Source organism: Rhizobium sp. BK399, assembly GCF_014194695.1.
Lineage (GTDB): Bacteria > Pseudomonadota > Alphaproteobacteria > Rhizobiales > Rhizobiaceae > Rhizobium.
This window is the reverse complement of record NZ_JACIAH010000017.1, coordinates 73,004-95,164: the sequence shown is the minus strand read 5'-3', so window position 1 is coordinate 95,164 and position 22,161 is coordinate 73,004. Positions and strand designations below refer to the sequence as shown.

The following is a 22,161-nucleotide window of genomic DNA, read 5'->3' as shown; positions in this document are numbered from 1 at the left end:
GGCCGAACTTACTTTGGCTGTTCCATGTTCTGCGGCACCTCGAACTTGCCGGCCTTGATGTCGGCGCGCTTGGCTTCCATGGCCGCTTCCGCGTCTGCGGGCGCCACGCCCTTCACAAAGACGATGTCGCTTCCACCTTCCTTCATCAGCCCGAAGGCGGTGTAGTTGCGGCCGACGGGCTTGCCCGCAGCGACATCGGCAATCGCCGCGTTCAGAATGGGCCTGAAACCCCACAGGGCATTTGCAAAGACGGTGTCGGGATAGCGTGGGGTATAGTCGATCAATGATCCGACAGCCTTGATCTTGCGTTCCTTGGCCGCATCGGCAGTTCCGATGCGCTCGCCAAACAGGATGTCGGCACCAGCATCGATCTGGGCAAGGCCTGCCTCGCGCGCCTTCGGCGGATCGAAGAACGTGCCAATGAAGGCCACGAGATGCTTGCAGTCGGGATTGACCGACTTGACACCTTCGGCGAAGGCGTTGATCAGCATGTTGACCTCGGGAATAGGCATGGCGCCAACGGAGCCGACCATGTTCGACTTGGTCATCTTGCCTGCCAGCATCCCCGCGAGATAGGCGCCGTCGTAATTCCAGGTGCCGAAGACGCCGAAATTGCTGCCTTCTTCCTTGCCGCTCGATCCGAGAACAAACGCGGTGTCGGGGTAATCGGCCGCCACCTGGCGCGCTTCCTTTTCGACGGCATAGGCTTCGCCGATAATCAGCTTGTTTCCTTGCTCGGCATATTCGCGCATGGCGCGGGGATAGTCGGTCCCGGAAACACCTTCTGAAAATACATATTCAATTACGCCCTCCTTGGCGGCGTCCTGCAAGGCCTTGTGAAGACAAGAATTCCAGGCGTTCTCGACGGGCGAGGCATGGATGCCCGCCACCTTCAATGGGGCAGCAGCGCGCGCGATCGGGGCCAGCCCGCTGACGCCAAGTGCAATGCCTGAGGCCATGAGCGCGCGACGTGACATGAGAAGGTCTTTTGTCATGATTGTTCCCCTTTTTTTACCGTTTGGTTCAAAACCATATGGAGGGGCTAAAAAAGTGTCAAGCGAGGTCCGGGTTTAAAAAATGGGCATAGCCAGTTGCCTTCCGCCTCGCAAATAAGTAGCCGTCATGCCCATATGAGGTTTGCTTATGGTGACCGAGCGCGATGCCTCTCAATTCGTCGATCTTCGGGATCGGCTTTGTCGCCGCGTTTCGTCTTCAAGGCCGCCCGCCGACCTCGAGCAGCGTCAAAAGACGTCTCTACCACCTAGACCGATAAATTCCGTCCTGAATCCCTGACTGTTTGCCTGTTTCAACAGCCGGTTGGTGCTCAGGATGTCCAGTTTCATGCTTCCGGCGAAGCAGGCACGAAGAGGACAGCAGAGTTCACTTGTCGCCCATTCGAGCGCTGTACGAGAAAGCATCGTCACGATCCAGTGGTCGTCGTCCGCCCGCTCGAGCAAGATGTCGGCACCACCTCTGCCAACGGCGGTGATCGGTGGACCTTTCACCGGGGACATTGACGATGTTCTTTGGCGAGTGACCGATTGATCCATCCTGTATGCCTCCTTGTCGATAGGTCGGTCCCTGGGACCAAGTTCTGTGGAGGCTATCTGAACGCCGTAGATGATGTCGTTGATCCAAATCAAGGCGACTTCCATTTTGTCGTCGGACCCGATGGTCGGCCAACCGGATGGTCCCGCATGCTGCAAAGCGCGTCCAGACGTCGCACTGGCGTTGTGTGACGCTATTCCCATATTGACCGGTATGGAACACAAACAGTCAAAGGCAATTGGCGTTACTGCCTTTATAGGGCTTGCCTGCCTGCTTTTGGTCGCACTTTCGGTCCTTGGTCACAGCGGATACGCTCGTCTGGTTGAGGCTGGCCTGTCTGTGTCAGGTTTGCTTACCGGGTGAGGTGGCGGATCTCGGTATCTTCGCCTCTGGGACGATGGCGGGATGCCTAACGGTGCGTTCCGGTTCTATGAGGTGGTGACTGCACCGGTCCAAACGGCACTTCGGCTCAAACGTGCCAGATACGCCGCGGTCCTCTGAGACATCACTGGCGTGCTTACGATGGCCATGCGCGTCATCGATAAACGAGCAGAAGTCGCCAGCCGCCACGCATACGACCTTGTAGCGAAGGTGTGGACGGGAGCGCGTCATGTCGGTCGTCGCCTCGAGAGTCGGAGACCGATCTTTGTTCACATTCATGCGCCGATACGACGGCCCTCGAAGAATGGGCCACTCTTCAAGGGAAAAAGAATCGGAAACCGGAATTTCCATGGTATGTATAAGGCGTCCGTTATGAAGGTCTTATGAGGATGACGCGATCAACATCCAACATCGGCTGTCGCGGGCCTGCACGACTTTGGTCTGATTTTCTCTTTTTTCGAGCACGACATACTCTCTCATCTGTCATCGAAGAACGGATAGTCCAGGGAGGGTGGGGTTTGGCCGCTGCCCCGCGAATCCGAACCTCACCGATTAGACTTACCTTGCCGGACTGACGGCGAGGTCTTCGGAAGCACTCAATTGCTCAAGTCAATCCTTTCGGCCGATCGTTGAATTGCCTCGACTTGGATCATCAACTTCATTGAGTGCGAACGCGAGCGGGAAAGCCGTGCTGCGGGATGCGTTAGAGGTTTCTAAATGCTGCTCTGCTAATGTCTGGGCATGCGCGGTTTGATTTTCATCGTTGGCCTCATAGCTTTCCTCTCTGTGGTCGACCAGATCGCGTGCCGAGGGCTGTACAGCCGTATGGCTTGGCGGGAAACCACAGAGCAGGCTGATTATTTCAAGCACCAGGTCGGCTATTGGGTCGGACGCCTCCTCGCTGTCTGATCTCCAGGCGGGTCCGGTTCCTCAAGGACATAACCGGCGCCGAGACGTCGCGGGCTAAGCGGGCTTCGATGAGGCTGGCTCTTCGAGAGCTTGGAACTCGGGACATCCGTTGCAACCGGGCTCTCCACGCCCGCAGGTCAGATCATATTTGTCGACGTTGATCCCTGAGAAGTTATAGACCAATAATCTCGAATCCTCATTCTCCAATGGTGTGCGACATGGCAAGTATCGACCTTAACAGCGACCTCGGCGAAAGTTTCGGACCGTGGAGAATGGGCGACGATGCCGCCGTGCTTCAGATCGTCACAAGCGCCAACATCGCTTGCGGTTTCCACGCCGGCGATCCCGCCGGTATATTGAGCGTTTTGCGGGAAGCGGCCCACCGCGGAGTGGTGGTCGGTGCACATGTCGGCTATCGCGATCTCGCTGGCTTTGGTCGCCGCAACATGGATCCGTCGAGTGATGAGCTCGTCGGCGATACGATCTATCAGATCGGTGCATTGCAGGGTCTCGCCCGGGCGGCCGGAACATCGGTGCGATACGTCAAGCCACATGGGGCGCTTTACAACACCATCGCCAACGATACGCGACAGGCAGCGGATGTCATTGCGGCCATAAAGGCGATCGATCCCGCCTTGGTATTCCTGGCACTTGCAGGTGCCCCTGTCGTGAAGCAAGCACGCGACGCTGGTTTGACGGTCGTATCCGAAGCTTTTGCCGACCGGGCATACAATGCCGACGGAAGTCTCGTCAGCCGTAGACTACCAGGCTCGGTTATTCATGATCCGGAAGTCATTGCCGAGCGCATGCTCAAGATGGTGAATGAGCAGCGGGTCACGACCATCGACGGTATCGATATTCCGCTTGAGGCAGAATCGATCTGCGTTCACGGCGACACGCCGGCGGCAGTTGGGATCGCACGTACGTTGCGTGAAACCTTTGAAAAACGCGGTATCGACCTGAAGTCCTTTGTCGGCCCCTCACATGTGTGAGCTGCTTCGCTTCCTTCCTGCCGGGAGTGATGGCTTCCTCGTCGAGCTCAAGGATCTCGAAACGACCTTGACGCTTCTCGATGCGCTTCTTGCCACGCCGCTTCCCGGTGTGGTGGAAGCAATCCCCGCTGCGCGGACCGTGATGATAAAGTTCGATCCCTATCTGACGGACCGTCAAACACTGACGAATTCGATTGCGCGGATGGATCTGTCGAAGCGCAGTGTCCGTCAGGGCGATCTGTTTGAAATCCCGGTAACTTATGATGGTGCTGACCTCGAGGAGGTGGCGAAGCTGCTTGGCTGGTCGGTGGAAGAACTTATCCGCCGGCACACCGAGGCGACGTATACGGTCGCCTTTACCGGTTTTGCGCCGGGCTTTGCCTACATGACCTGCGATGATGAGGGCTTCGACGTTCCACGACGAAGGAGTCCGCGCGTGAAGGTCCCTGCCGGGTCGGTGGCATTGGCCGGAAAGTTTGGCGGAATCTACCCCTCGGACAGTCCCGGCGGCTGGCAGTTACTCGGATCGACCCCTCTCAAAATGTGGGACACTGCGCGTGAACGGCCGGCTCTTCTGGCGCCAGGCGATCGTGTTTGCTTTCGCAATCTGGCGCAGCGCCCGGCCATTCCAGTGACTTCAGTCAAGGGTAAGACACCGGCCTCAGCGCCCGTAACGGAAGGCCTTCTGGTGACCAGGTCGGACCGGCCGGCCCTTTATCAGGATCTCGGTCGGAAAGGCCGCTCGAGCCAGGGCGTCTCGGAGTCCGGCGCGCTCGATCGCGGCGCAATGCAGGCTGCCAATCTGCTTCTGGGTAATCCTCGCGAGAGCGCTGTCATCGAAGTGACCTTCGGCGGATTTGCCTTTCAGGCGGACCGGGCGGTGACTGTTGCCGTGACCGGTGCTCCCTGTTCCATGACGATCCGAACGCCCAATGGTAGCGAGATCAAAGCGCCCTTTGCCCGGGCCTTTGCGCTCGACGCGGGAGACGAGGTGACCCTGGGCATCCCGTCGGCCGGAATGCGCAGCTATCTTGCCTTACGTGGCGGTTTTCTCGTCGAGCCGATGCTTGGCTCGGCAGCCACCGATACCTTGGCGAAGGTTGGTCCCGAGACCATTCAGACAGGCAGTCTGCTGGTCCCTGCTTCAAAGCCTGCCTGCGCTGTCGACGAAAGCCCGCAAGAAGCTGGTAGGCTGCCTCGTGCGGGCGAGATTGTAACACTTGATGTCATTCCCGGGCCGCGAACCGATTGGTTCACGCAGACCGGTATTGAAACGCTGCGCACACAGGAATGGGACGTCACACCACAATCGAGCCGCATCGGCATGCGCCTGTCCGGGAACGCTCCGATCGAAAGAAGTGTTCATGGGGAGCTTCCCTCCGAAGGGACCGCACATGGCGCAATCCAGGTTCCTGCCGAGGGCCAACCCGTTCTTTTTTTGGCCGACCATCCGCTGACCGGTGGTTATCCCGTGATCGGTGTTGTCGCCAGCCACCATCTCGATCTTGCTGGCCAGATCCCGATCGGCGCACGCATCCGCTTCAATCTGATTGCCGCCTTCGATCCGCAGGAGAGGCAGGCTGAACCACTTGTCCCGGCCGCTGCTATCACACAGGAAGACTGACTGATGAAAAAGCTGCTGATCGCCAATCGTGGCGAAATCGCCGTTCGCATCATCCGCGCCGCGCGCGACTACGGCGTCTCATCGGTTGCCATCTACTCTGATGCCGATGCAAACGCATTGCATGCAGAGCTTGCTGACGAGGCCTATGGCCTCGGACCGGGCCGTCCTTCAGAGACTTATCTGAATATCGGCGGGATTCTTGAGATTGCGCGACGCTCAGGCGCCGATGCCGTTCATCCGGGCTATGGATTTTTGTCCGAGCGATCCGAGTTCGCGAGTGCCGTGATTGAGGCCGGGCTGATATGGGTGGGGCCTTCGCCTGACGTCATTGCGGCTCTTGGCGACAAGGTCGAGGCACGTCGCGTTGCCGAAAAGGTGGGAGCGCCGCTTGTCAAGGGATCGAATGGCCCGATTTCTACAGCGGCAGACGCGGTTGCCTTTGCCCGCGAGGTCGGCCTGCCTCTTGCCATCAAGGCAGCGTTTGGGGGTGGCGGTCGTGGCATGAAAGTCGCCCGACGGCTGGAGGAGGTTGGCGAGCTCTTCAATTCAGCCGTGCGCGAGGCAACTGAAGCGTTTGGCCGGGGTGAATGTTACGGCGAGCAGTTCCTGGAAAAGCCGCGCCACATCGAGGCGCAGGTGATCGCCGACAGCCATGGCAACACGGTTGTCCTCGGGACACGGGACTGCTCGCTGCAGCGCCGCAACCAGAAGCTTGTCGAGGAGGCGCCAGCGCCCTTCATCAGCGAAGAGCAGCGCAACCGCATCCATGAGGCGGCGAAAGCGATCTGCGCGGAGGTCGGATACTGCGGGGCCGGGACTGTCGAGTTCCTGTTGTCGCAAGATGGCGTCATTTCATTTCTCGAGGTCAACACCCGCCTTCAGGTCGAACATCCCGTCACCGAGGAAACCACGGGCATCGACATCGTGGTCGAACAGTTGCGCATCGCCGACGGCCTGGCGCTATCAGTCATGGAAACCCCGGAACCGCGCGGACACGCCTTCGAATTTCGCATCAATGCCGAGGACCCTGGAAGAGGCTTTCTTCCGACGCCGGGGCTGATTACGCGCTTTCGCGCCCCGTCGGGAATAGGCATTCGCCTCGATACGGGCGTCGAAACGGGCTCTGACATTCCGGACCTTTACGATTCCATGATGGCGAAGCTGATTGTCACGGGATCATCGCGCACCCACGCCCTTGAGCGTGCACGCCGGGCATTGGCCGAGTTCCGGATCGACGGCGTCGCCTCGGTCCTGCCGTTCCACCGCGCCGTGGTGAACGAGCCTGACTTTATCGGCCAGGATAGGTTCGGGGTCTTCACAAACTGGATAGAGACGCAGTTTTCAGGGATCCTGCCCGCACCACGTGTCGATCTTGTCGAAAGCGGTCTCGTTCGCAGTTTCATCGAGATCGACGGCAGACGACATGAACTCGCCCTGCCAGCTGGCCTGTTCTCGGTTTCTGGCGCCGCTGCCATTAAACCCGCTGGCGAAACGCCTCGCGCAAGCGAAGGAGCGGTTACAACTCCCATTCCCGGAACGTTGCGTCAATGGCTTGTCGAGGATGGTGCCGAAGTGGTTGAAGGCGATATCGTTGCAATCGTCGAGGCGATGAAAATGGAAACGCGGATCGCCGCGCCGAGATCCGGCCGTATTCGTCACATTGCCAAGATCGATGCCGTTCTTGGCCTCGGCGCCGAACTCGCGACAATTCAATAAGTCTATGAATTCAACGCTGCGGCAAAAGAACCTGTTGAAACCTCCATCGGTTCTGCGAACATGGCTAGATTTTGAGCAAACTGACCTGCCTTCAATAGGCAGTCCCAATATGCAGCATGGAGAGGACGAGGGATGAAGCCCCCACCCGTCACTGAAGCCCCGCAAGATGCATCAGCGCGCAGGGCAATCGCTCCTGTGATTTGCTATCCGGTGCAAAGCCTGCCACGTCCCGATCTTAAGGCCTACCGCGCCTTGCGCGCGGACCTCACGCTTGTGAAGCGCGTGACTGTTCCAGCGCGAGATGCCGCATGCTGGACGGTGCCGACAGGCTACTTTTGTCGCATTCTCTGCGGCGAGGGTCCGCAGGTCGGCGATCTCAATCTGTTCAACGCCAACAACATTATCGAGCGCCTCTATACGGGCAAAACCCGTGCCTTGAACGGAACTCATGTCGGGCTTGGCGACCAGCTATTCTCGAACCTGCCTTATCTGCGGCCCATCGCGACGATCACCCATGATACGCTTGACTGGTATGGCTTCGACGCGTTTGGAGGCTCAGTACACGACGTCATAGGAACACGTTGCGATCCCTACACGCATAACCTCCTGAGCCATGGAGGACAGTATCATCACTGCTGTCATTCGAACCTCACACGGGCCTTTGCAGAGGAAACCGGAATGCCGCTGGACGAAGCGTCGACACACATCCACGACGTCCTGAACGTATTCATGTGCACGGGCTTTACCCGGGATACGGGGCAGTACTTCATGAAGGCGAGCCCGGTGCGCCCGGGCGATTACCTGGAGTTCTTCGCAGAAATCGATCTTCTCGCTTGCATGTCAGCATGTCCCGGGGGCGATTGCTCGTCCGAACATTCGTCGGATGCCGCGGCGTGCTATCCCCTCGAAGTCGAGGTCTATCGACCGTCGAGCCTGCCGCAGGGTTGGGTGCCATCGCAGGTCAATGGATATGATGGCACGCACGGCGTGCAGGCTCCCAAAAAGGAGCTGTTTCCCTGACCGCTGCTTCTCAAAGAAGTGGTACAGAACGCCCCGGTCACCACATAGCCCGGACAAACGAAGAGCCCCGCAACCGCGGGGCTAGGTCGAGTAGCCAGACACACGAGCGAGCGCAGCTCGCGCAGGAGCGCACTGCCCAAGATCCTGTTGCGTCGTTTCAGCCAAAAGTGACGATGATTTTCGCAATGACGACAGGGAGGAGCCGAACCCGCATTTGCCTGAAACATCTGGCCGGAGGTTCCGCTTTGGTCTCCGGCCAGATGCTCGTTGATCCAAAGAGGGCTGGGGTCGGCTCCCGGATCAACGCATCGAAGTGCTTCAAAGGTCTCCGCATCTAACGGCAGCAGCCGCGTAAAAGAGGCCCGCCGAGGCGGGCCAGTCTCGCCACATGGAACTGGGAGAAGTTCCGATCAGAATATTAGAGATAACTAATTAAGAAATCGTTAAGTTTAATTTTCGTTACACAGCAACGTGACACGACACGATGATAGACCGTCCAGGATGGACCAGATGAGTTGATCCTGAATACGGGGAGACTATCCGCGACCAAACGCAGCCGTTGCGCAGTTTTTTCCAGGTAGCAAAAGCCGCAAGATTCAGACCGCGAAAATTGTTACCTCCAGCCCTGTCGATGGAGTTGGTCTGGCATGGTGTCGGTCGTCGAGGAATTGAAGGGAAGCTGGCGGAGCTGGAAGCCAGGCTTGAGGAGATCAAGGCAGAAGCACTGGTCTTGGAAGCGCTGAAGGCAGCTTTCGGTGCTCGCCGGCGGACACATCTCCCCGGTCGAGCACGGCTTCGACTTTCGAGTTTTTAGACCGCGTTCTGGGTAATTGTCTCATCCGGCTTGCCGAGGAGATCGCAGGCAAGCAATTTGTCTCTGTCCGAGGTCACCAGCTCGAGCTTTGGTTCAACTTCCGCCATGACCCGCTCCTTTCCAGCGTAAACCTGGAACGTTTTTAGTCGGCAAACAATTCAACTTTTCATCGCTTGAACTATGAACCCATTTCAGTGGACACTCCAGCCCCGACCGGTCTAGAGGGTCCCCGGACGCCGGTGATTGCCAAGCTGAGGCGATGCTATGTTAGAGAGCACCCCGGAGTATCAATCCATTTTGTCGCACCGGGTCCCGGACATTCAACAGGCGGGTGCGGTCTGTCTCAGGCGCACTGAAGAAGGCGTTGAGATTCTGCTTGTCGGCAGCAAGCGAAATGGGCGCTGGGGTCTGCCGAAAGGTCATATCGAAGGTACCGAAACGACCCATGCGGCCGCTGAGCGGGAAGCGTTCGAAGAGGCCGGAATACGCGGTCGGGTGGCAGTCCGACCGTTCGGTGCTTTCACCTATGTCAAGGACACCAACCGGCAGCGATACAAGGTGACCTCGCACATCATCCATGTGACGTCGGTCGCCGATACTTTCCCTGAGCAGGCGACACGGATAACCAGATGGTTTCCAATTAACGATGCCGCGGTCGAAGCGGGCCAGCCGGGCTTGCGCGCACTTCTGCGAAGACTGATGTAGAAGCACGCAAGCTGCAAGACCAGCTGACGCCGCGAACCCGACGCGGCTGCCGTCCGCTTGATCGCCTTACGTCTCGATAGTAATCGAAACTCACAAAGCCTCACTCTAAGTGGTGGAGAGTTCGTGGTATCGGGCCGGCACAGGTGCAATCGGCATCGCCCGCTGTCGGTCTTGAGAATGTTTTCAGATCGGGAGATCGCAAACTCAGCGAAATTGGCTTCGGGCCAGGGCAAGCAAGCCAGGAAAAACCAACCGCGCCTTGGAACTCTTTCGCCGAGGAGAGGTTAGCGCACGGTCGACAAGCCTCGTTGGCTGGGGCGGGCAAACGAAATCTGAAGAACGTTGGACGACCGCATGCCTTCACCCACGCACGCCGGAAGTGCCGGCCTTACCAGGCGAACCCTCATGACAGGCACAATCACGGTTGCCGCTGCAGCCATCCCGCTCAAAGGAGCCACCGCAGCTTCAGGGCAAGCCCAGGAATCCGAGAGGCGCAATGCAGACGAGGCTGTGGCGATATCCATGCGGATAAATGGGCAGTCGTATCAATTCAATGTCGACAGCCGCACCTCGCTTCTGGACCTCCTTCGCGACCACGCGGGCCTGACCGGCACGAAGAAAGGCTGCGATCACGGACAATGCGGCGCTTGCACTGTTCTGACGGATGGTGAGCGGACGTTATCCTGCATAAGCTTTGCCGCGATGAACCAGGGTCGCGAGATCACGACCATCGAAAGTCTTTGTTCTGCCGACGGAACGCTGCACCCGATGCAACAGGCGTTCATCGACTGCGATGCCTTTCAGTGTGGCTACTGTACCCCCGGCCAGATCATCTCTGGTGTTGCCTGCGTTAAGGAGGGTCATGCAGACAGCGACGCAGACATCCGGGAATACATGAGCGGTAACATCTGTCGGTGCGCTGCCTATCCCAACATCGTTGAAGCCGTAAAACAGGCCCGTGAAGAGATGGAGAAGGTCTGATGCTACCCTTCATCTACGAGAGGGCCGACACGCTGCACGAAGCTCTTTCAGCAATGGAAGAGGTCAATCAGCAGCCCCCAACCGATGCCCCGTCGCAATTTATTGCTGGCGGTACGAACATGTCCGACTACATGCGGCTCGGAGTCAATCGTCCCTCTCGACTTGTGGACATCAACCCGATCCAGGAAACCGCCATGCGTACGATCGCACTCGAGGGTTCGGAACTCCGGCTTGGCGCCCTGGTGCGGATGAGTGAGGCGGAGGACCACGCCGAAATCAACCGGCGATGCCCGATGCTGAGCGAGAGCCTGAAGCTTGCAGCAAGTCGCCAGATCCGAAACATGGCGACGCTCGGCGGCAACCTGCTGCAGAGGACGCGGTGCGAGTATTTTCGCGAAATCTCCTGGCCCTGCAACAAGCGCCTTCCAGGTTCCGGCTGCTCGGCGATAGACGGCTTCAACCGGCAGCATGCGATCCTGGGTGTAAGCGATTCTTGCATTGCAACATATCATGGCGATTTCGCACAAGCCCTGATCGCGCTGGACGCCTCGATCGAGATCCAGGGCCGGGATGCCAACCGTCGCCTCCCGATTTCTGAACTGCATCGTCTGCCGGAGGACCGGCCTGACATTGAAACGGTCCTGCGGCCCGACGAGATGATTACCGCCATCATCGTCCAAATTCCTCAATGGGCTTCAAGGTCCACATATCTGAAGGTCCGTGATCGCCAATCCTATGCATTTGCATTGGCCTCGACCGCGGTCGCTCTCGATCTCGATGGTAAAAACGTGCGTGACGTGCGCATCGGTCTCGGAGGACTGGCGACCGTGCCCTGGCGTGCGGTAACAGCCGAAGACGTGCTGCGGGGGCGACCGCTGACCGAGGAAGCCGCAAATGCCGCGGCGGATGCGGCCTTTGCGGAAGCAAAGCCTCGGGAACACAATTCATTCAAGGTCGAATTGGGAAAGCAGACGCTGGTGCGCGCTCTGATGGAAGTCCGGGAGATGAGCTTATGAGCAAGAGTGAAGCTGCGCCAACGCCAGGCGAAAACATGGGAGCGCCACTTGCGCGCGTGGACGGCCGGCTCAAGGTCATGGGCAAGGCATCCTATCCCGCCGACATCCCGCTCAACAATATCGCTCATGGGTATCTCGTCACGAGCGCTATCGCTTGTGGCCGGATCAAGGGGCTTCACCTCGAAGACGCACGTGCCATTCCCGGCGTGCTCGACGTGCTAACGCACGAGGACGTGGGCAAGGAGCTGGAGCCGCCGGAATTTGGAACCTCCGGATCGACATCGATCGGTCCATTGCACGATACGAAGATTTGGCATGACGGCCAGATTATCGCTCTTGTGGTGGCCGAGACGGTCGAGGTCGCCCGCGAAGCGGCAATGCGCATCAACGCCGACTACGAGGAAGAGCAACCAAGTACAGGTTTCGGGTCGGACGGAACGGAAACGGTTGCTGCAGCGCAGGCAAGCGAGGAATTCGGCAAAGACGTAAAGGCCGGCGATTTCGAGGCCAATTTTGCCAAGGCGGATGTAAAGATCGATGCCGAATACGGCATGGCGACGCACCACCACAATCCGATCGAGCTGTTTTCCACGACCGCCTATTGGCAGGGTGATAATTTGACCGTCTACGAGCCGTCGCAGAATGTCTACGGCTGGAAGGTCGAAATAGCCCGGCAGCTGAGGATCGAACCCGACCGCGTGCGAGTGGTTAGCCCTTATATTGGTGGAGCCTTCGGTTCAAAGGGACCGATCACGCCGCGCACGGCAATCGTCGCGCTGGCGGCGCGAAGATTGGGCAGGCCGGTACGCTGCGTCGTGACGCGGCCGCAGGCATTCACGACCCAAACATATCGCGCCGAGACCCGTCATCATGTCAGGATGGGCGCTGCGCGCGACGGCCGGATTTTGGCCTTTCAGCACGAGGGGTGGGAGGTGACATCGCGTCCCGATCCTTATGTCGTCGGCGGCACGAAAACCACTGGACGCATTTATAACTACGGCTCGGTCCTGACCAAGGTCTTCCTGGTGAAGGCCGACCGACCGACACCAAGTTACATGCGATCGCCACCGGAGACCCCTTACGTCTACGCGCTGGAAAGTGCGATGGACGAAATGGCGGTCGCTCTCGACATGGATCCGGTCGAATTTCGCCGGATTAACGATGCGAGCAGGGATGCGATCGAGGGCAAGCCATTTTCAAGCCGGTCCCTAATGGAGTGCTACGATCAGGCAGCACGCGAATTTGGCTGGTCCACTCGAAATCCGCAGGTCGGCAGCACGCAGGATGGTGACTGGCTGATTGGCATGGGTTGCGCCACGGCAGTTTATCCCTCCAACGTCGCCCCATGCGCGGTCCGGATCACGCTGACCGATGACGGTCACGCGCGGATACAGACGGCGTCTCACGAGATTGGAACGGGCATCCGCACAGTCGCGGCTCAGCTTGTCGCCGAGCAGTTGGGTCTCGATCCAGTCGTGGTCGAGGTGGAAATGGGTGACACACGCCTACCGCCTGCCCCGGTCGCTGGCGGATCCAATACGACTGCAAGCGTATCGTCAGCCATCATCAAGGCATGTGGCGAAATCCGCGACAAGCTCACACGAGCCGTAGTCACGGCAAACGACGGACCCCTGGCAGGAAGCGATCCGCGATCGATAGGCTTCAAGGGAGGCAGGTTGATTGCCGGCAACGCCTCGCAGGACCTGAGGGATGCCTTCAAAAATCTCGGAAGCGGCGTTATCGAGCAATACACGGAATTTCGTCCGGACACAGCTTCTCCGGAGGCCGTCTCCAAGCTCTACAAGGGCAATATGGAGATGGTGAGCGGTGAGAAGGGCGAGATGATTAAATATGCCTTTGGGGCCGAATTCGTCGAGGTGCGCATCCATCGTCGCACGCGCGAAATCCGAGTCCCGCGCATTGTTGGTGCCTTTGCGGGCGGAAGGATCATGAATACCAGAACCGCACGCAGCCAGCTGATGGGAGGCATGATCTGGGGCATCTCGTCAGCCCTCCACGAGGCGACCGAATTCGATCATAGGAGCGCGCGTGTCGTCAATCGCGACCTGCAGGATTATCTCGTACCAGTGAACGCCGACATCGGGGAGGTTAAGGTCATCCTGGTCCCCGAGACCGACAACGACGTCAACCCCGCTGGCGTGAAGGGGCTAGGTGAGCTTGGCAATGTCGGTACCGCTGCAGCGGTCGCGAGCGCCGTGTTTCACGCGACAGGAAAGCGTGTCAGGCAGTTGCCAATTCGCATCGACAGTCTTCTTTCCTGAACCACTGACGTTCATCAAGCAAATCTCTCGGGAATGACTGAACCTGCACGCACTGGGGAAAGCGAACCGGGCCTTGCCTCAGATCTGATCCGCGTTCGGTGATCGCCAGTGCTTCAGCAAGGGCCCGGGATGGCCCGTCAGGGGATCGGTTGGGGGAAGAGGCAAGTTTTTTATAGCCGTGAGCTCCTCCTCAGTTGCGCTTGACCTCTTGATATCCGCATGTTGGCCAGGCGGATAAGCACCAACCACCAGGAAATCGTCGCTTGCCGCGACAAGGCAGTGCCCCGTCCCAGCGGGCAAGACCAGGCAATCCCCGGCATTTACAGCATAACTGATCCCTGCAGGTCCACCGAGCTGGACGGAAGCTTTCCCCCTCGCAATCCCCAGGACCTCATGCGCGTGTACATGGTAATGTTGATAATCGAATATCCCGTTCCGCCAGATTCCAGTCCAGCCATTTTCCTGAAACAAGGCCTCGAACCGTTGCGCGGCGTCGCCCGTTGGATCGACTGCTGACTTGTAGACGATGAGAGGCAGCAGCGAATTATTCGGCACCCACTCACTTTTCGGAAGAAGTTTCGTGTGGACTTCCATCGCTTTAACCCTTCTACGACCGCAACCAACGATGCTGGGTGGATGATGCTTGCTCACTCTAAATCCCGGATGACGCGAGTCGTTCCCACATGCCGGCGGATGGCGACCTTCTGGGAAGCATTGGAGGCATCAACATCCAATCTTCCCTTAGCTTCGTCGCTCCACCTGCATGGATACCCGACGCTTCACAAGCTGCCGAGCGGCAAAACGCCGCCGGGGCCGGGATGAGGATCGATTTGTCCCGGATCGTTGGACAGAAATAGCGGGATTAGAAAAGATCGAAGTCCTTATCGTCCTTGGAGAAGCTCTTGCGGAATTCTTCCTCCCAAGGGTCGAAGAACTCCTCGCCCTCAGGCAGCGGTGCAGGCGTTGGCGTTTCGTCGTTTTCGCGTTTGTTTTCAAAATCTCGCATATCGCCACCTCGATGCGTATTACTAAACGACATGAACGCCTGAGTGCGACCTTGATCGAACACTTATCTGTAGACACTGAAAGACAGCGTGAGGCTCCCGCGCATCAGGTCTGGCGGGACCTTGCCTATTAGGTATCAGGCATGTCGTGATGCCGGTTTTTGGATGGCGATAGCGCGAGCTCTCAGGATTTTGAGTGCGACCAGGGCGCGCGGAGATGAAAGGAGATTTGAAATGCCACAACGAAAAAACCGCTTAGGCAGGCACTTCACCGTCTTCGTTCGCAGATGTGGTCTCACAGATCCTCAGGAGCCTGTTTATTTGGTCACATAAAACGACGAAAGCGGCGGCAACGAGTTCGTTGGGAGTATCGTCCATCTCGGCAATCAACGTCTCCACATCGCGCAATGTGCGGGATGCCATCGGTGTATCCACTCCACTGGCATCAAGTGTATGTTGCAGCTCGCGGATGCTGGCAACGCCGCGGACGACCAGATCTTTTCGCTCGCTGGGAGTGAGCAGGTGGATTTGGTCTAGGGCCCGAACGAGTTCGGAGACGAAATCCGGTGTGGTAGAGATGCTTGCCATGCCTCCCCCTAACACGTCGACGTTGCGGCTATATCAAACCTAGCAGTATTGCCAGCTATTGGCGAGTTCGCCTTTCGATTAAGCTGCCACAAGGCCAGAGGAGCGTACGGCTGGAGCAATTCGCCTAGGCCCAAGCCGTACGCTTGTTTGGTTTCGGAGGGGCTGGGGTCGGCTCCGAAACCTGAACGCGTTAAAATCCGATAGTTCGTCTTTATGTGGTATTTTACAAATCACTAATAGTTAAAACCGGCAGAGTGAGAAAGGAAGTACCGCTCGGAAAGCGCGTACGCAGGACCGAAGCTCTTTTGAAGACTGATGGAGTAGCGGCGACTCTTGCAGGAAGAGTACCTGGGCTTCTGCTCTATCAGCGCGCTTTGGTTGAGGGGGTGGCCGGCTCGCGTGCCGGGGCTAATGCTGCTGTGCGAGCCGACCTGCGCTGGTCATCGGGGGGTCGATGGCCGAGCGCCTGATGTCATTTGGTGTCGCAGGGAATTGTTTCCAGAGCCGCTAATACTAATGGTGAGGGGCACACCTCGAACAGGTGAGTGGCCCCGCAAGCATGCTCCGGGCGGAAGATACCTGGTGATTCCGAGGCTAGGCCTCCTTTACGGCCGCACTTGCCGTGATTTCGACCAACCGGCGAGCATCACCGAGGTCAGCGACGCCAATAGTGGCGCGCGCAGGAAGATCTTCTTCCGCGTACCAAGCCAACCATGCCTCGCCATCCGCGCACGGCTTCCAGCTTCTCGCAGACTTCACGGGTCCGGCCTCCATTCCTGGTCGAGTTCAAGGCTAGCAAAGGCCTTCGCACATTCGACGCCGCCTGTTGTGAAAGGAGGTTGATTTACTCGTCAGCGACACGCGGTTAACGGCAACTCGGTCGGCTTGCCGCTTATAGCTCGGGGAGATCGCCCGAAACAATTCATTGATCACCAACGAAGAGAAAACACCAATGGTTAAGCGCATCAGGAAGGCTCACATCATGCATGGAGCTGTCGAACATAATGACCTTCTGTTCAATGGGGGCCACGCAATGGTATGTCGGGCTAGATCTCGACAGTTCGAGGGCGGTTCGAAAGCCATTGCAGCCAGCCGGGCAAGTTGACCTTTGGCTCTTGAAACCCAAACAGCGTCACTCGCCACTGGTGGTGAACCTCCTGGCTGATTTGCTGCGGGAAATTTTCGCGGGTGTCGCTGATACCCCCGCTTCTCTGATGCATAGCGGACTGAAAAACCTGATCGGATCCAGTGCCTCGTCCTCCGCTTAAGGCACGTGGAGAGCCGGGTTTACCAATTGAGGCAAATGCGGCGAATGGCAAACCAACCCGGACCAATCCATGACGAGCCACTCGATGCTGGCGTTAACGTTCCTCTAAGTGGCGATGATGGCCCCGATCTTTTCGAAGACATTATGAGGGATGGTGAGTTCCAATGGAAGCGGTGCGGGGTCCCTCCCGCTCACTCCCGGGACGAACACACCGTAATCCTGGAGACGACGAACCTGGGCGCGGACACGCTCAATTTGCGTTTCTGCATTTTCCCTTGGCATAATTGCGATCACGGTCAAACCAACCCCAGGGGACTGAGCTCCCGACCTGAAATCTGGCGTGTCCAGCGACCAGGGGCCGCCCGACAGACCAGCCGCCAGCATCTCCACCAGAAGCGCGACATTGGCGCCCTTGCGCCCGCCGAACGGCAACAGGGCTCCCATCAGCGCCTTTGAGGCTTCATCGGTCGGGTGACCGTCTTCGTCCACTGCCCAGCCCTCGGGGATCGCTTTTCCTTCTTCGGCAGCTCTTATAATGTTGACGAAAGCGGTCGCGCTGGATGCCTGGTCAATAATGAGCGGCGGCGTGTGGTCGCCGAGCGGAAATCCGAATGCCATCGGATTTGTGCTGTAGACCACTTTGCCCCCGACCTTGGCCACCATCATGGCATTTGCGTTTGTCGCGGCCAGTCCGATAATGCCTTCATCGCAAAGCCTTCGGACATAGTACCCGAGTTCGCCAGCGGTATAGCTGTTCGTCTGCGTCAAGACGGCAATCCCGAATTTACGGGCCGCGTCGAGCAGATCTGGAAAAGCGAGATCGAAGCCCAGCTGCGCGATGCCGCGATCTGCGTCTGAAACGAGGAAGGCAGGAAAGGCGCGGTCCAGCCGTGGTGTGGGGTTGCAATTTATCCGTCCTTGACGGAAACCATTGAGATAGTCCACGAGGTGTGGAAAGCCGAGCGTTGGCGGCCCGTAACTCGCCGCCGACAGTGTGGCTTTCACGAGCGAACGTGCGCTCGACTTGTCTGCGCCGGAGGCCAGGCAAGCCTTCATGGCGAGTTCCTCGGCATCCCTTCGTTTGAGCACGACGTCGTCGGACATGTCAGATTTCCAATCCCGTCTTCCTGCCTTCGTAGAACGCATAGGGAGCCTGCCGCGGTGCCGCGCAATCGCCGATCTGTCTGACGACGACGCCCAGTTTTGTCAGGCCAGGTATCAGCCAGTCCATTGCGTGATTGGTCGTCGCGATAACAAGTGCGTCCGCTTCCATGAAGCTGTGTTCACCGCTGTTGTGGTCCAGAACAGTCGCGCCGTTTCCGTGCCATTCGACGATGCTGACTTCGGTAGTCCATTGAACCCCAAGCTTTTTCAGGGCTTGTCGCATCGGCACATCGGCAGCCGTTCTCTGAAGCTCTTTCCCGACAAGCGGATCGGGTGTGACGATGGTAACGCGATGGCCGTCCTCCGCAAGCTTCCAGGCCGTTCCGCAGCCGCGCCAACCACCGGCCTCATCCAGCAGAAGCACCTGTTTGCCTGGCCTTGCCTGTCTGGCCATGACGGCTTCGACGGTGAAAACGCCACTCTTGTCGAAGCCGGGCATCCTTTCCATCGTTGGTAAGGCTTTCTGAAATCCGGTCTCCGGCGAATAGGACCCGGTCGCAACGATGACGACGTCCACCTTTGATGGGTCGATGTCATCGGCTTCCACATAGGTATTCAGCCTGACCTCAACACCGAGCTTTTCCAGTTGGCGTTCATACCAGGCGAGCAGATCAAGGATCTGCGCGCGCCTCGGCTGCAGTCCTGCAAGCAGAAAGTTGCCACCCAGACGCGTTCCGGCTTCGGAGAGGACGACCTTGTGGCCGCGTTCCGCCGCAACTCTTGCGGCCTCAAGACCTGCCGGCCCGCCACCGATGACAAGGACGCGTTTTGGGTCTGATGTCCTGCTAAAGCGATCGCCGTTCCATTCGAATTCACGCCCCGCTGAAGGGTTGATCAGACAGCTTATCCAGTAGTCCCTCGACCGGCGCCCCCAGCACATCTGATTGCAGGATATGCAGCCCCGGATGTCGTCGGCACGCCCTTCGCTTGCCTTGCGCGCCAAATGGGGATCGGCGATCTGCCCACGAACGAGTGAGACAAGGTCGGATGCGCCTTCGCCAAGGACGGTCTCGGCATTTTCAGGGGTCCGGATATGGCTTTCGGCGATGACGACGGCGTTTTTGACAACCTTCTTGAGATATGCGGCAAGATCGGCGCCGAGCTTTTCGGGATAGATGAACGTCGGCATCAGCTTGTAGAAATCGAGGTAGCCGCCCGATCCACACGTGACGTAGTCGATAAGACCGAGATCGTCGTGAAGCTTCACAATCTCCGCAAGCTCGTCTCGCTGGAGGGCCGCCTTGACATCCGGCTCGTCGCTGACTGCAATGCCTATGATGAAGTCCGGTCCGCAGGTCTCCCTGATCCGCGCAAGAATCTCGCGAGACATGCGCGTTCGGTTTTCGAGCGAACCTCCCCACTGGTCGTCGCGTCGATTGCTCCAGGGCGTCCAGAACTGGTCGACCATGCCAAGATAGGCTGCCCAGACCTCGACACCATCGAAGCCGGCCTCGTGGCATCGTCGTGCGGCCTGGACGAAGCCGTCGATCGTCTCGAGGATCTCGGCCTCGGTCATCGGATGCGAGCCGTCACTGTCGTGGTAGCTCGGCAGACCTGATGGCGACCAGTGCGGGTGGAAGGAGTTGTCGGAATCACCGTGCGCTCCGACGTGATAGAGCTGCTGGATCGCCACTGCGCCATTGTCCTTTATGGCGCTGACAACCTTCTCGAAATGCGGGATGACACTGTCATCAGAGTGCCGGAAGTTTCCTCGGGTCAGAACGGCTGACGCATGGACCGGCATCGGTTCGACGACGATCATTGCAGCGCCGCCGATTGCACGTTCAGCGTAGTAGGAGACATGGCGCTCCGTCGGCAGCCCATCGAAGGCCATGTTGGCTGTATGGGCGCCAAAGACAATCCGATTGCGAAGCGTATGCCCACGAATCTGAAGCGGGCTGAAGAGGCGGGGAAATGTTTCGGGCATAGCCACTCCCGGAGGCAGGTCACTGCTTGGGTTAAACGAGGGGTCTTGGGTGTCAACGGGCTAGAGGGCAGGGAGATGGGAGCCTGGTGGAGCACACCCAGAACGCCTTTCAGGAGAACTTGCTTCCAGGGATCTCGATCGCAAAACCGCGATCCACTGAAATTGACCGGTCACGAGACCTCATGCTCGCGTTCGGCGAGCACGAGGGTCAGATATTTTGCTATAGCCTCACCGGACGAGGGCAATGACACCCTCGTGCGGTTGGGCAGTGTCCGAGTTGACCATTGCAGTTGCAAGTTGGCGGAACGTGACAACGCCAACAGGACGGGATCCTTCACCGATGACGGTCACATCGCCTTCGGGAACCGACGCAAGCTGGCGAACGGCCTCCTCAACGGTCGTCGAGGCGTCGATGGTGTAGCCACCGATGGGAGCACCGGCCCGCAAGGGGCTCATGATGGCACTCACCTGGACGACGCGGCCGCGGTTCACCTCCTTCACAAAATTGGCGACATACTCATCGGCCGGCCGCAACACGATGTCCTGGCTTGTGCCTTGCTGGATGATTTCGCCATCGCGCAGAATGGCGATCTGATCCCCCAACCTCAGTGCCTCATCGAGATCATGTGTGATGAAGACGATGGTTTTCTTTATCTCTTGCTGGATGTCGATGAGAACAGTCTGCATATCCGTGCGGATCAGCGGGTCGAGTGCCGAATAGGCTTCATCCATCAAGAGCACCGGCGCGTCATTCGAAAGGGCGCGAGCCAAGCCGACGCGCTGCTGCATGCCACCTGAAAGCTGGTTCGGGTACTTCTCCTCAAAGCCCTTCAGACCCACACGCTCCAGCCATCGCATGGCGACGTCGACGGCCTTCGAACGCTCTACACCCTGGACCTCGAGACCAAAGAGCGTATTGTCGAGGACGTTGCGATGCGGCAGGAGCGCGAACTTCTGAAACACCATAGCCGTCTGGTGCCGGCGGAACGTCCGGAGTTCGGATTCATCCATCTTGACCACGTCGACACCGTCGACGAGCACTTCGCCGGCGGTCGGATCGATCAGCCGGTTGATATGCCGAATGAGCGTCGACTTTCCCGAACCGGAAAGGCCCATGATGACCTGGATCGAGCCCGACGGCATTTCGATATTGATGTCGCGCAGGCCGAGCACGTGGCCGTATTTCCGGTTCAATTCGGTCTTGGTCAGGCCTTTCTGAACCGCCTCAATATGGGACCGCGCGTTCGGACCGAAGATCTTGAACAGATGGCGGATCCTGATGCCGCCAAAAACATGATCAGCCATGGACGATCTCCCGATGCTTCTGGAGCCGCTTGCCGTATGCCTGGCTGACTCGATCAAAGATGATTGCGATGCCGACAATGGCAAGGCCGTTGAAAATGCCGAGGGTGAAGTACTGATTGGCAATCGCCTTCAGCACCGGTTGTCCAAGGCCCTGGACGCCGATCATCGAGGCCACCACGACCATCGCCAGCGCCATCATGATGGTCTGATTGATCCCGGCCATGATGGTGGGGAGGGCCAGCGGCATCTGCACCTTGAAGAGCTTCTGGGAATTCGAAACGCCAAAGGCATCGGCGGCCTCAAGGACGTCCTTGTCGACCAGCCGGATGCCGAGGTCAGTTAATCGGATCATCGGCGGGATCGCATAGATCACGACAGCGATGAGACCCGGCACGCGTCCGATCCCGAGCAGCATGACAACAGGAATCAGGTAGACGAAGCTCGGCATTGTCTGCATCACGTCGAGGATTGGATGGACAACGCGCTGGAACCGGTCCGATCGTGCCATCAGAATGCCGATCGGCAGGCCAAGTGCGATCGACAGGACCGTACAGACGAAGATCATCGAGACGGTCCGCATGGTGTCGTCCCACATGTCGAAGTAGCCGATGAGCAGCAGCGTTACGAGACAGCCGAGCACAATCTTCAGGCTGCGGCTTCCCAGCCATGCGATCACGAGGACCATCAGTGTTATGATCGGCCACGGCGTCTGGGTCATGAACCGGTCAACAGCGATCAGAAAGTGCTGCAACGGAGAAAAGAAGGTCTCGATGGAGTCGCCATATGCCCTCGTGAAACCTCGAAATCCGTCGTCGATCATCTTTTTGAGGTCACGAAGACTATCGTCGTTCATGTGCGGAAATTTGTAAAACCATTCCATGCGGTTCCCCTTTTCTCTGAAAGAGCCGTGACAAGTCT

General features: G+C 58.4%; 18 protein-coding genes. 8 read left to right on the top strand and 10 right to left on the bottom strand.

Annotated features, from left to right (window positions below):
- Window positions 1-8: 8 nt before the first annotated feature.
- The 3 genes from FHT97_RS25680 to FHT97_RS25670 all read right to left on the bottom strand — a co-directional run bounded on the left by FHT97_RS25680 (window position 9) and on the right by FHT97_RS25670 (window position 2,799).
- Window positions 9-995, bottom strand: coding sequence for a BMP family protein (locus FHT97_RS25680; RefSeq protein ID WP_183756182.1), 987 nt, complete (start codon window positions 993-995; stop codon window positions 9-11).
- Window positions 996-1,241: 246 nt separating this feature from the next.
- On the bottom strand, window positions 1,242-1,550 hold the full coding sequence (locus FHT97_RS25675) for a hypothetical protein (protein ID WP_183864663.1): 309 nt from the start codon (window positions 1,548-1,550) through the stop codon (window positions 1,242-1,244).
- Window positions 1,551-2,538: 988 nt separating this feature from the next.
- Window positions 2,539-2,799 (bottom strand): hypothetical protein, encoded by a 261-nt coding sequence (locus FHT97_RS25670; protein WP_183756184.1) that lies wholly within the window; start codon window positions 2,797-2,799, stop codon window positions 2,539-2,541.
- Window positions 2,800-3,056: 257 nt separating this feature from the next.
- Here FHT97_RS25670 and FHT97_RS25665 point away from each other — a divergent pair, with 257 nt between their 5' ends.
- From FHT97_RS25665 to FHT97_RS25630, 8 genes are all read left to right on the top strand, one after another.
- Window positions 3,057-3,830 carry a 5-oxoprolinase subunit PxpA gene (locus FHT97_RS25665; RefSeq protein WP_183756185.1) on the top strand — a complete coding sequence of 258 codons (774 nt, stop codon included), beginning with the start codon at window positions 3,057-3,059 and terminating at the stop codon, window positions 3,828-3,830.
- Window positions 3,823-5,454, top strand: coding sequence for an urea amidolyase family protein (locus FHT97_RS25660; protein WP_183756186.1), 1,632 nt, complete (start codon window positions 3,823-3,825; stop codon window positions 5,452-5,454). Before FHT97_RS25665 ends, FHT97_RS25660 begins: the two co-directional genes overlap by 8 nt.
- 3 nt (window positions 5,455-5,457) lie before the next feature.
- Window positions 5,458-7,170, top strand: a complete 1,713-nt coding sequence (locus FHT97_RS25655; RefSeq protein WP_183864662.1) for a biotin carboxylase N-terminal domain-containing protein — start codon at window positions 5,458-5,460, stop codon at window positions 7,168-7,170.
- Between the two features lie 132 nt (window positions 7,171-7,302).
- A complete protein-coding gene (locus FHT97_RS25650; RefSeq protein WP_183864661.1) occupies window positions 7,303-8,190 on the top strand; it encodes a DUF1989 domain-containing protein in 888 nt (295 codons plus the stop codon).
- A gap of 1,078 nt (window positions 8,191-9,268) precedes the next feature.
- Window positions 9,269-9,709, top strand: coding sequence for an NUDIX domain-containing protein (locus tag FHT97_RS25645; protein ID WP_183758049.1), 441 nt, complete (start codon window positions 9,269-9,271; stop codon window positions 9,707-9,709).
- A 405-nt stretch (window positions 9,710-10,114) separates the two neighbouring features.
- Window positions 10,115-10,690 carry a (2Fe-2S)-binding protein gene (locus FHT97_RS25640; protein WP_183864660.1) on the top strand — a complete coding sequence of 192 codons (576 nt, stop codon included), beginning with the start codon at window positions 10,115-10,117 and terminating at the stop codon, window positions 10,688-10,690.
- On the top strand, window positions 10,690-11,706 hold the full coding sequence (locus FHT97_RS25635; RefSeq protein WP_183864659.1) for a xanthine dehydrogenase family protein subunit M: 1,017 nt from the start codon (window positions 10,690-10,692) through the stop codon (window positions 11,704-11,706). Before FHT97_RS25640 ends, FHT97_RS25635 begins: the two co-directional genes overlap by 1 nt.
- Complete coding sequence (locus tag FHT97_RS25630; protein ID WP_183758043.1) at window positions 11,703-13,988, top strand: xanthine dehydrogenase family protein molybdopterin-binding subunit; 2,286 nt, start codon at window positions 11,703-11,705, stop codon at window positions 13,986-13,988. The genes FHT97_RS25635 and FHT97_RS25630 overlap by 4 nt, the downstream gene beginning before the upstream one ends.
- 78 nt (window positions 13,989-14,066) lie before the next feature.
- Here FHT97_RS25630 and FHT97_RS25625 read toward each other — a convergent pair whose 3' ends face one another.
- The 7 genes from FHT97_RS25625 to FHT97_RS25595 form a co-directional block, all read right to left on the bottom strand.
- Entirely contained in the window at window positions 14,067-14,582 is a 516-nt protein-coding gene (locus FHT97_RS25625; protein WP_183758041.1) for a cupin domain-containing protein, read from the bottom strand.
- Between the two features lie 268 nt (window positions 14,583-14,850).
- Window positions 14,851-14,994, bottom strand: a complete 144-nt coding sequence (locus FHT97_RS25620; RefSeq protein WP_183758039.1) for a hypothetical protein — start codon at window positions 14,992-14,994, stop codon at window positions 14,851-14,853.
- 253 nt (window positions 14,995-15,247) lie between these two features.
- Complete coding sequence (locus FHT97_RS25615; RefSeq protein ID WP_183758037.1) at window positions 15,248-15,580, bottom strand: hypothetical protein; 333 nt, start codon at window positions 15,578-15,580, stop codon at window positions 15,248-15,250.
- Window positions 15,581-16,952: 1,372 nt separating this feature from the next.
- Window positions 16,953-17,951, bottom strand: a complete 999-nt coding sequence (locus FHT97_RS25610; RefSeq protein WP_183864658.1) for an Ldh family oxidoreductase — start codon at window positions 17,949-17,951, stop codon at window positions 16,953-16,955.
- Window position 17,952: 1 nt separating this feature from the next.
- The gene (locus FHT97_RS25605; RefSeq protein ID WP_183864657.1) at window positions 17,953-19,938 is read right to left on the bottom strand and encodes an FAD-dependent oxidoreductase; all 1,986 of its coding nucleotides are present in this window, start codon (window positions 19,936-19,938) and stop codon (window positions 17,953-17,955) included.
- 228 nt (window positions 19,939-20,166) lie between these two features.
- Window positions 20,167-21,243, bottom strand: a complete 1,077-nt coding sequence (locus tag FHT97_RS25600) for a glycine betaine/L-proline ABC transporter ATP-binding protein (protein ID WP_183864656.1) — start codon at window positions 21,241-21,243, stop codon at window positions 20,167-20,169.
- Entirely contained in the window at window positions 21,236-22,123 is an 888-nt protein-coding gene (locus FHT97_RS25595) for a proline/glycine betaine ABC transporter permease (RefSeq protein ID WP_183758029.1), read from the bottom strand. Before FHT97_RS25595 ends, FHT97_RS25600 begins: the two co-directional genes overlap by 8 nt.
- Between the last annotated feature and the right edge of the window lie 38 nt (window positions 22,124-22,161).

Coding starts and splice junctions, on each gene's coding strand:
- FHT97_RS25680 (WP_183756182.1), bottom strand. CDS start 995: ATGACAAAAGACCTTCTCATGTCACGTCGCGCGCTCATGGCCTCAGGC.
- FHT97_RS25675 (WP_183864663.1), bottom strand. CDS start 1,550: ATGGATCAATCGGTCACTCGCCAAAGAACATCGTCAATGTCCCCGGTG.
- FHT97_RS25665 (WP_183756185.1), top strand. CDS start 3,057: ATGGCAAGTATCGACCTTAACAGCGACCTCGGCGAAAGTTTCGGACCG.
- FHT97_RS25660 (WP_183756186.1), top strand. CDS start 3,823: ATGTGTGAGCTGCTTCGCTTCCTTCCTGCCGGGAGTGATGGCTTCCTC.
- FHT97_RS25655 (WP_183864662.1), top strand. CDS start 5,458: ATGAAAAAGCTGCTGATCGCCAATCGTGGCGAAATCGCCGTTCGCATC.
- FHT97_RS25650 (WP_183864661.1), top strand. CDS start 7,303: ATGAAGCCCCCACCCGTCACTGAAGCCCCGCAAGATGCATCAGCGCGC.
- FHT97_RS25645 (WP_183758049.1), top strand. CDS start 9,269: ATGTTAGAGAGCACCCCGGAGTATCAATCCATTTTGTCGCACCGGGTC.
- FHT97_RS25640 (WP_183864660.1), top strand. CDS start 10,115: ATGACAGGCACAATCACGGTTGCCGCTGCAGCCATCCCGCTCAAAGGA.
- FHT97_RS25635 (WP_183864659.1), top strand. CDS start 10,690: ATGCTACCCTTCATCTACGAGAGGGCCGACACGCTGCACGAAGCTCTT.
- FHT97_RS25630 (WP_183758043.1), top strand. CDS start 11,703: ATGAGCAAGAGTGAAGCTGCGCCAACGCCAGGCGAAAACATGGGAGCG.
- FHT97_RS25625 (WP_183758041.1), bottom strand. CDS start 14,582: ATGGAAGTCCACACGAAACTTCTTCCGAAAAGTGAGTGGGTGCCGAAT.
- FHT97_RS25620 (WP_183758039.1), bottom strand. CDS start 14,994: ATGCGAGATTTTGAAAACAAACGCGAAAACGACGAAACGCCAACGCCT.
- FHT97_RS25615 (WP_183758037.1), bottom strand. CDS start 15,580: ATGGCAAGCATCTCTACCACACCGGATTTCGTCTCCGAACTCGTTCGG.
- FHT97_RS25610 (WP_183864658.1), bottom strand. CDS start 17,951: ATGTCCGACGACGTCGTGCTCAAACGAAGGGATGCCGAGGAACTCGCC.
- FHT97_RS25605 (WP_183864657.1), bottom strand. CDS start 19,938: ATGCCCGAAACATTTCCCCGCCTCTTCAGCCCGCTTCAGATTCGTGGG.
- FHT97_RS25600 (WP_183864656.1), bottom strand. CDS start 21,243: ATGGCTGATCATGTTTTTGGCGGCATCAGGATCCGCCATCTGTTCAAG.
- FHT97_RS25595 (WP_183758029.1), bottom strand. CDS start 22,123: ATGGAATGGTTTTACAAATTTCCGCACATGAACGACGATAGTCTTCGT.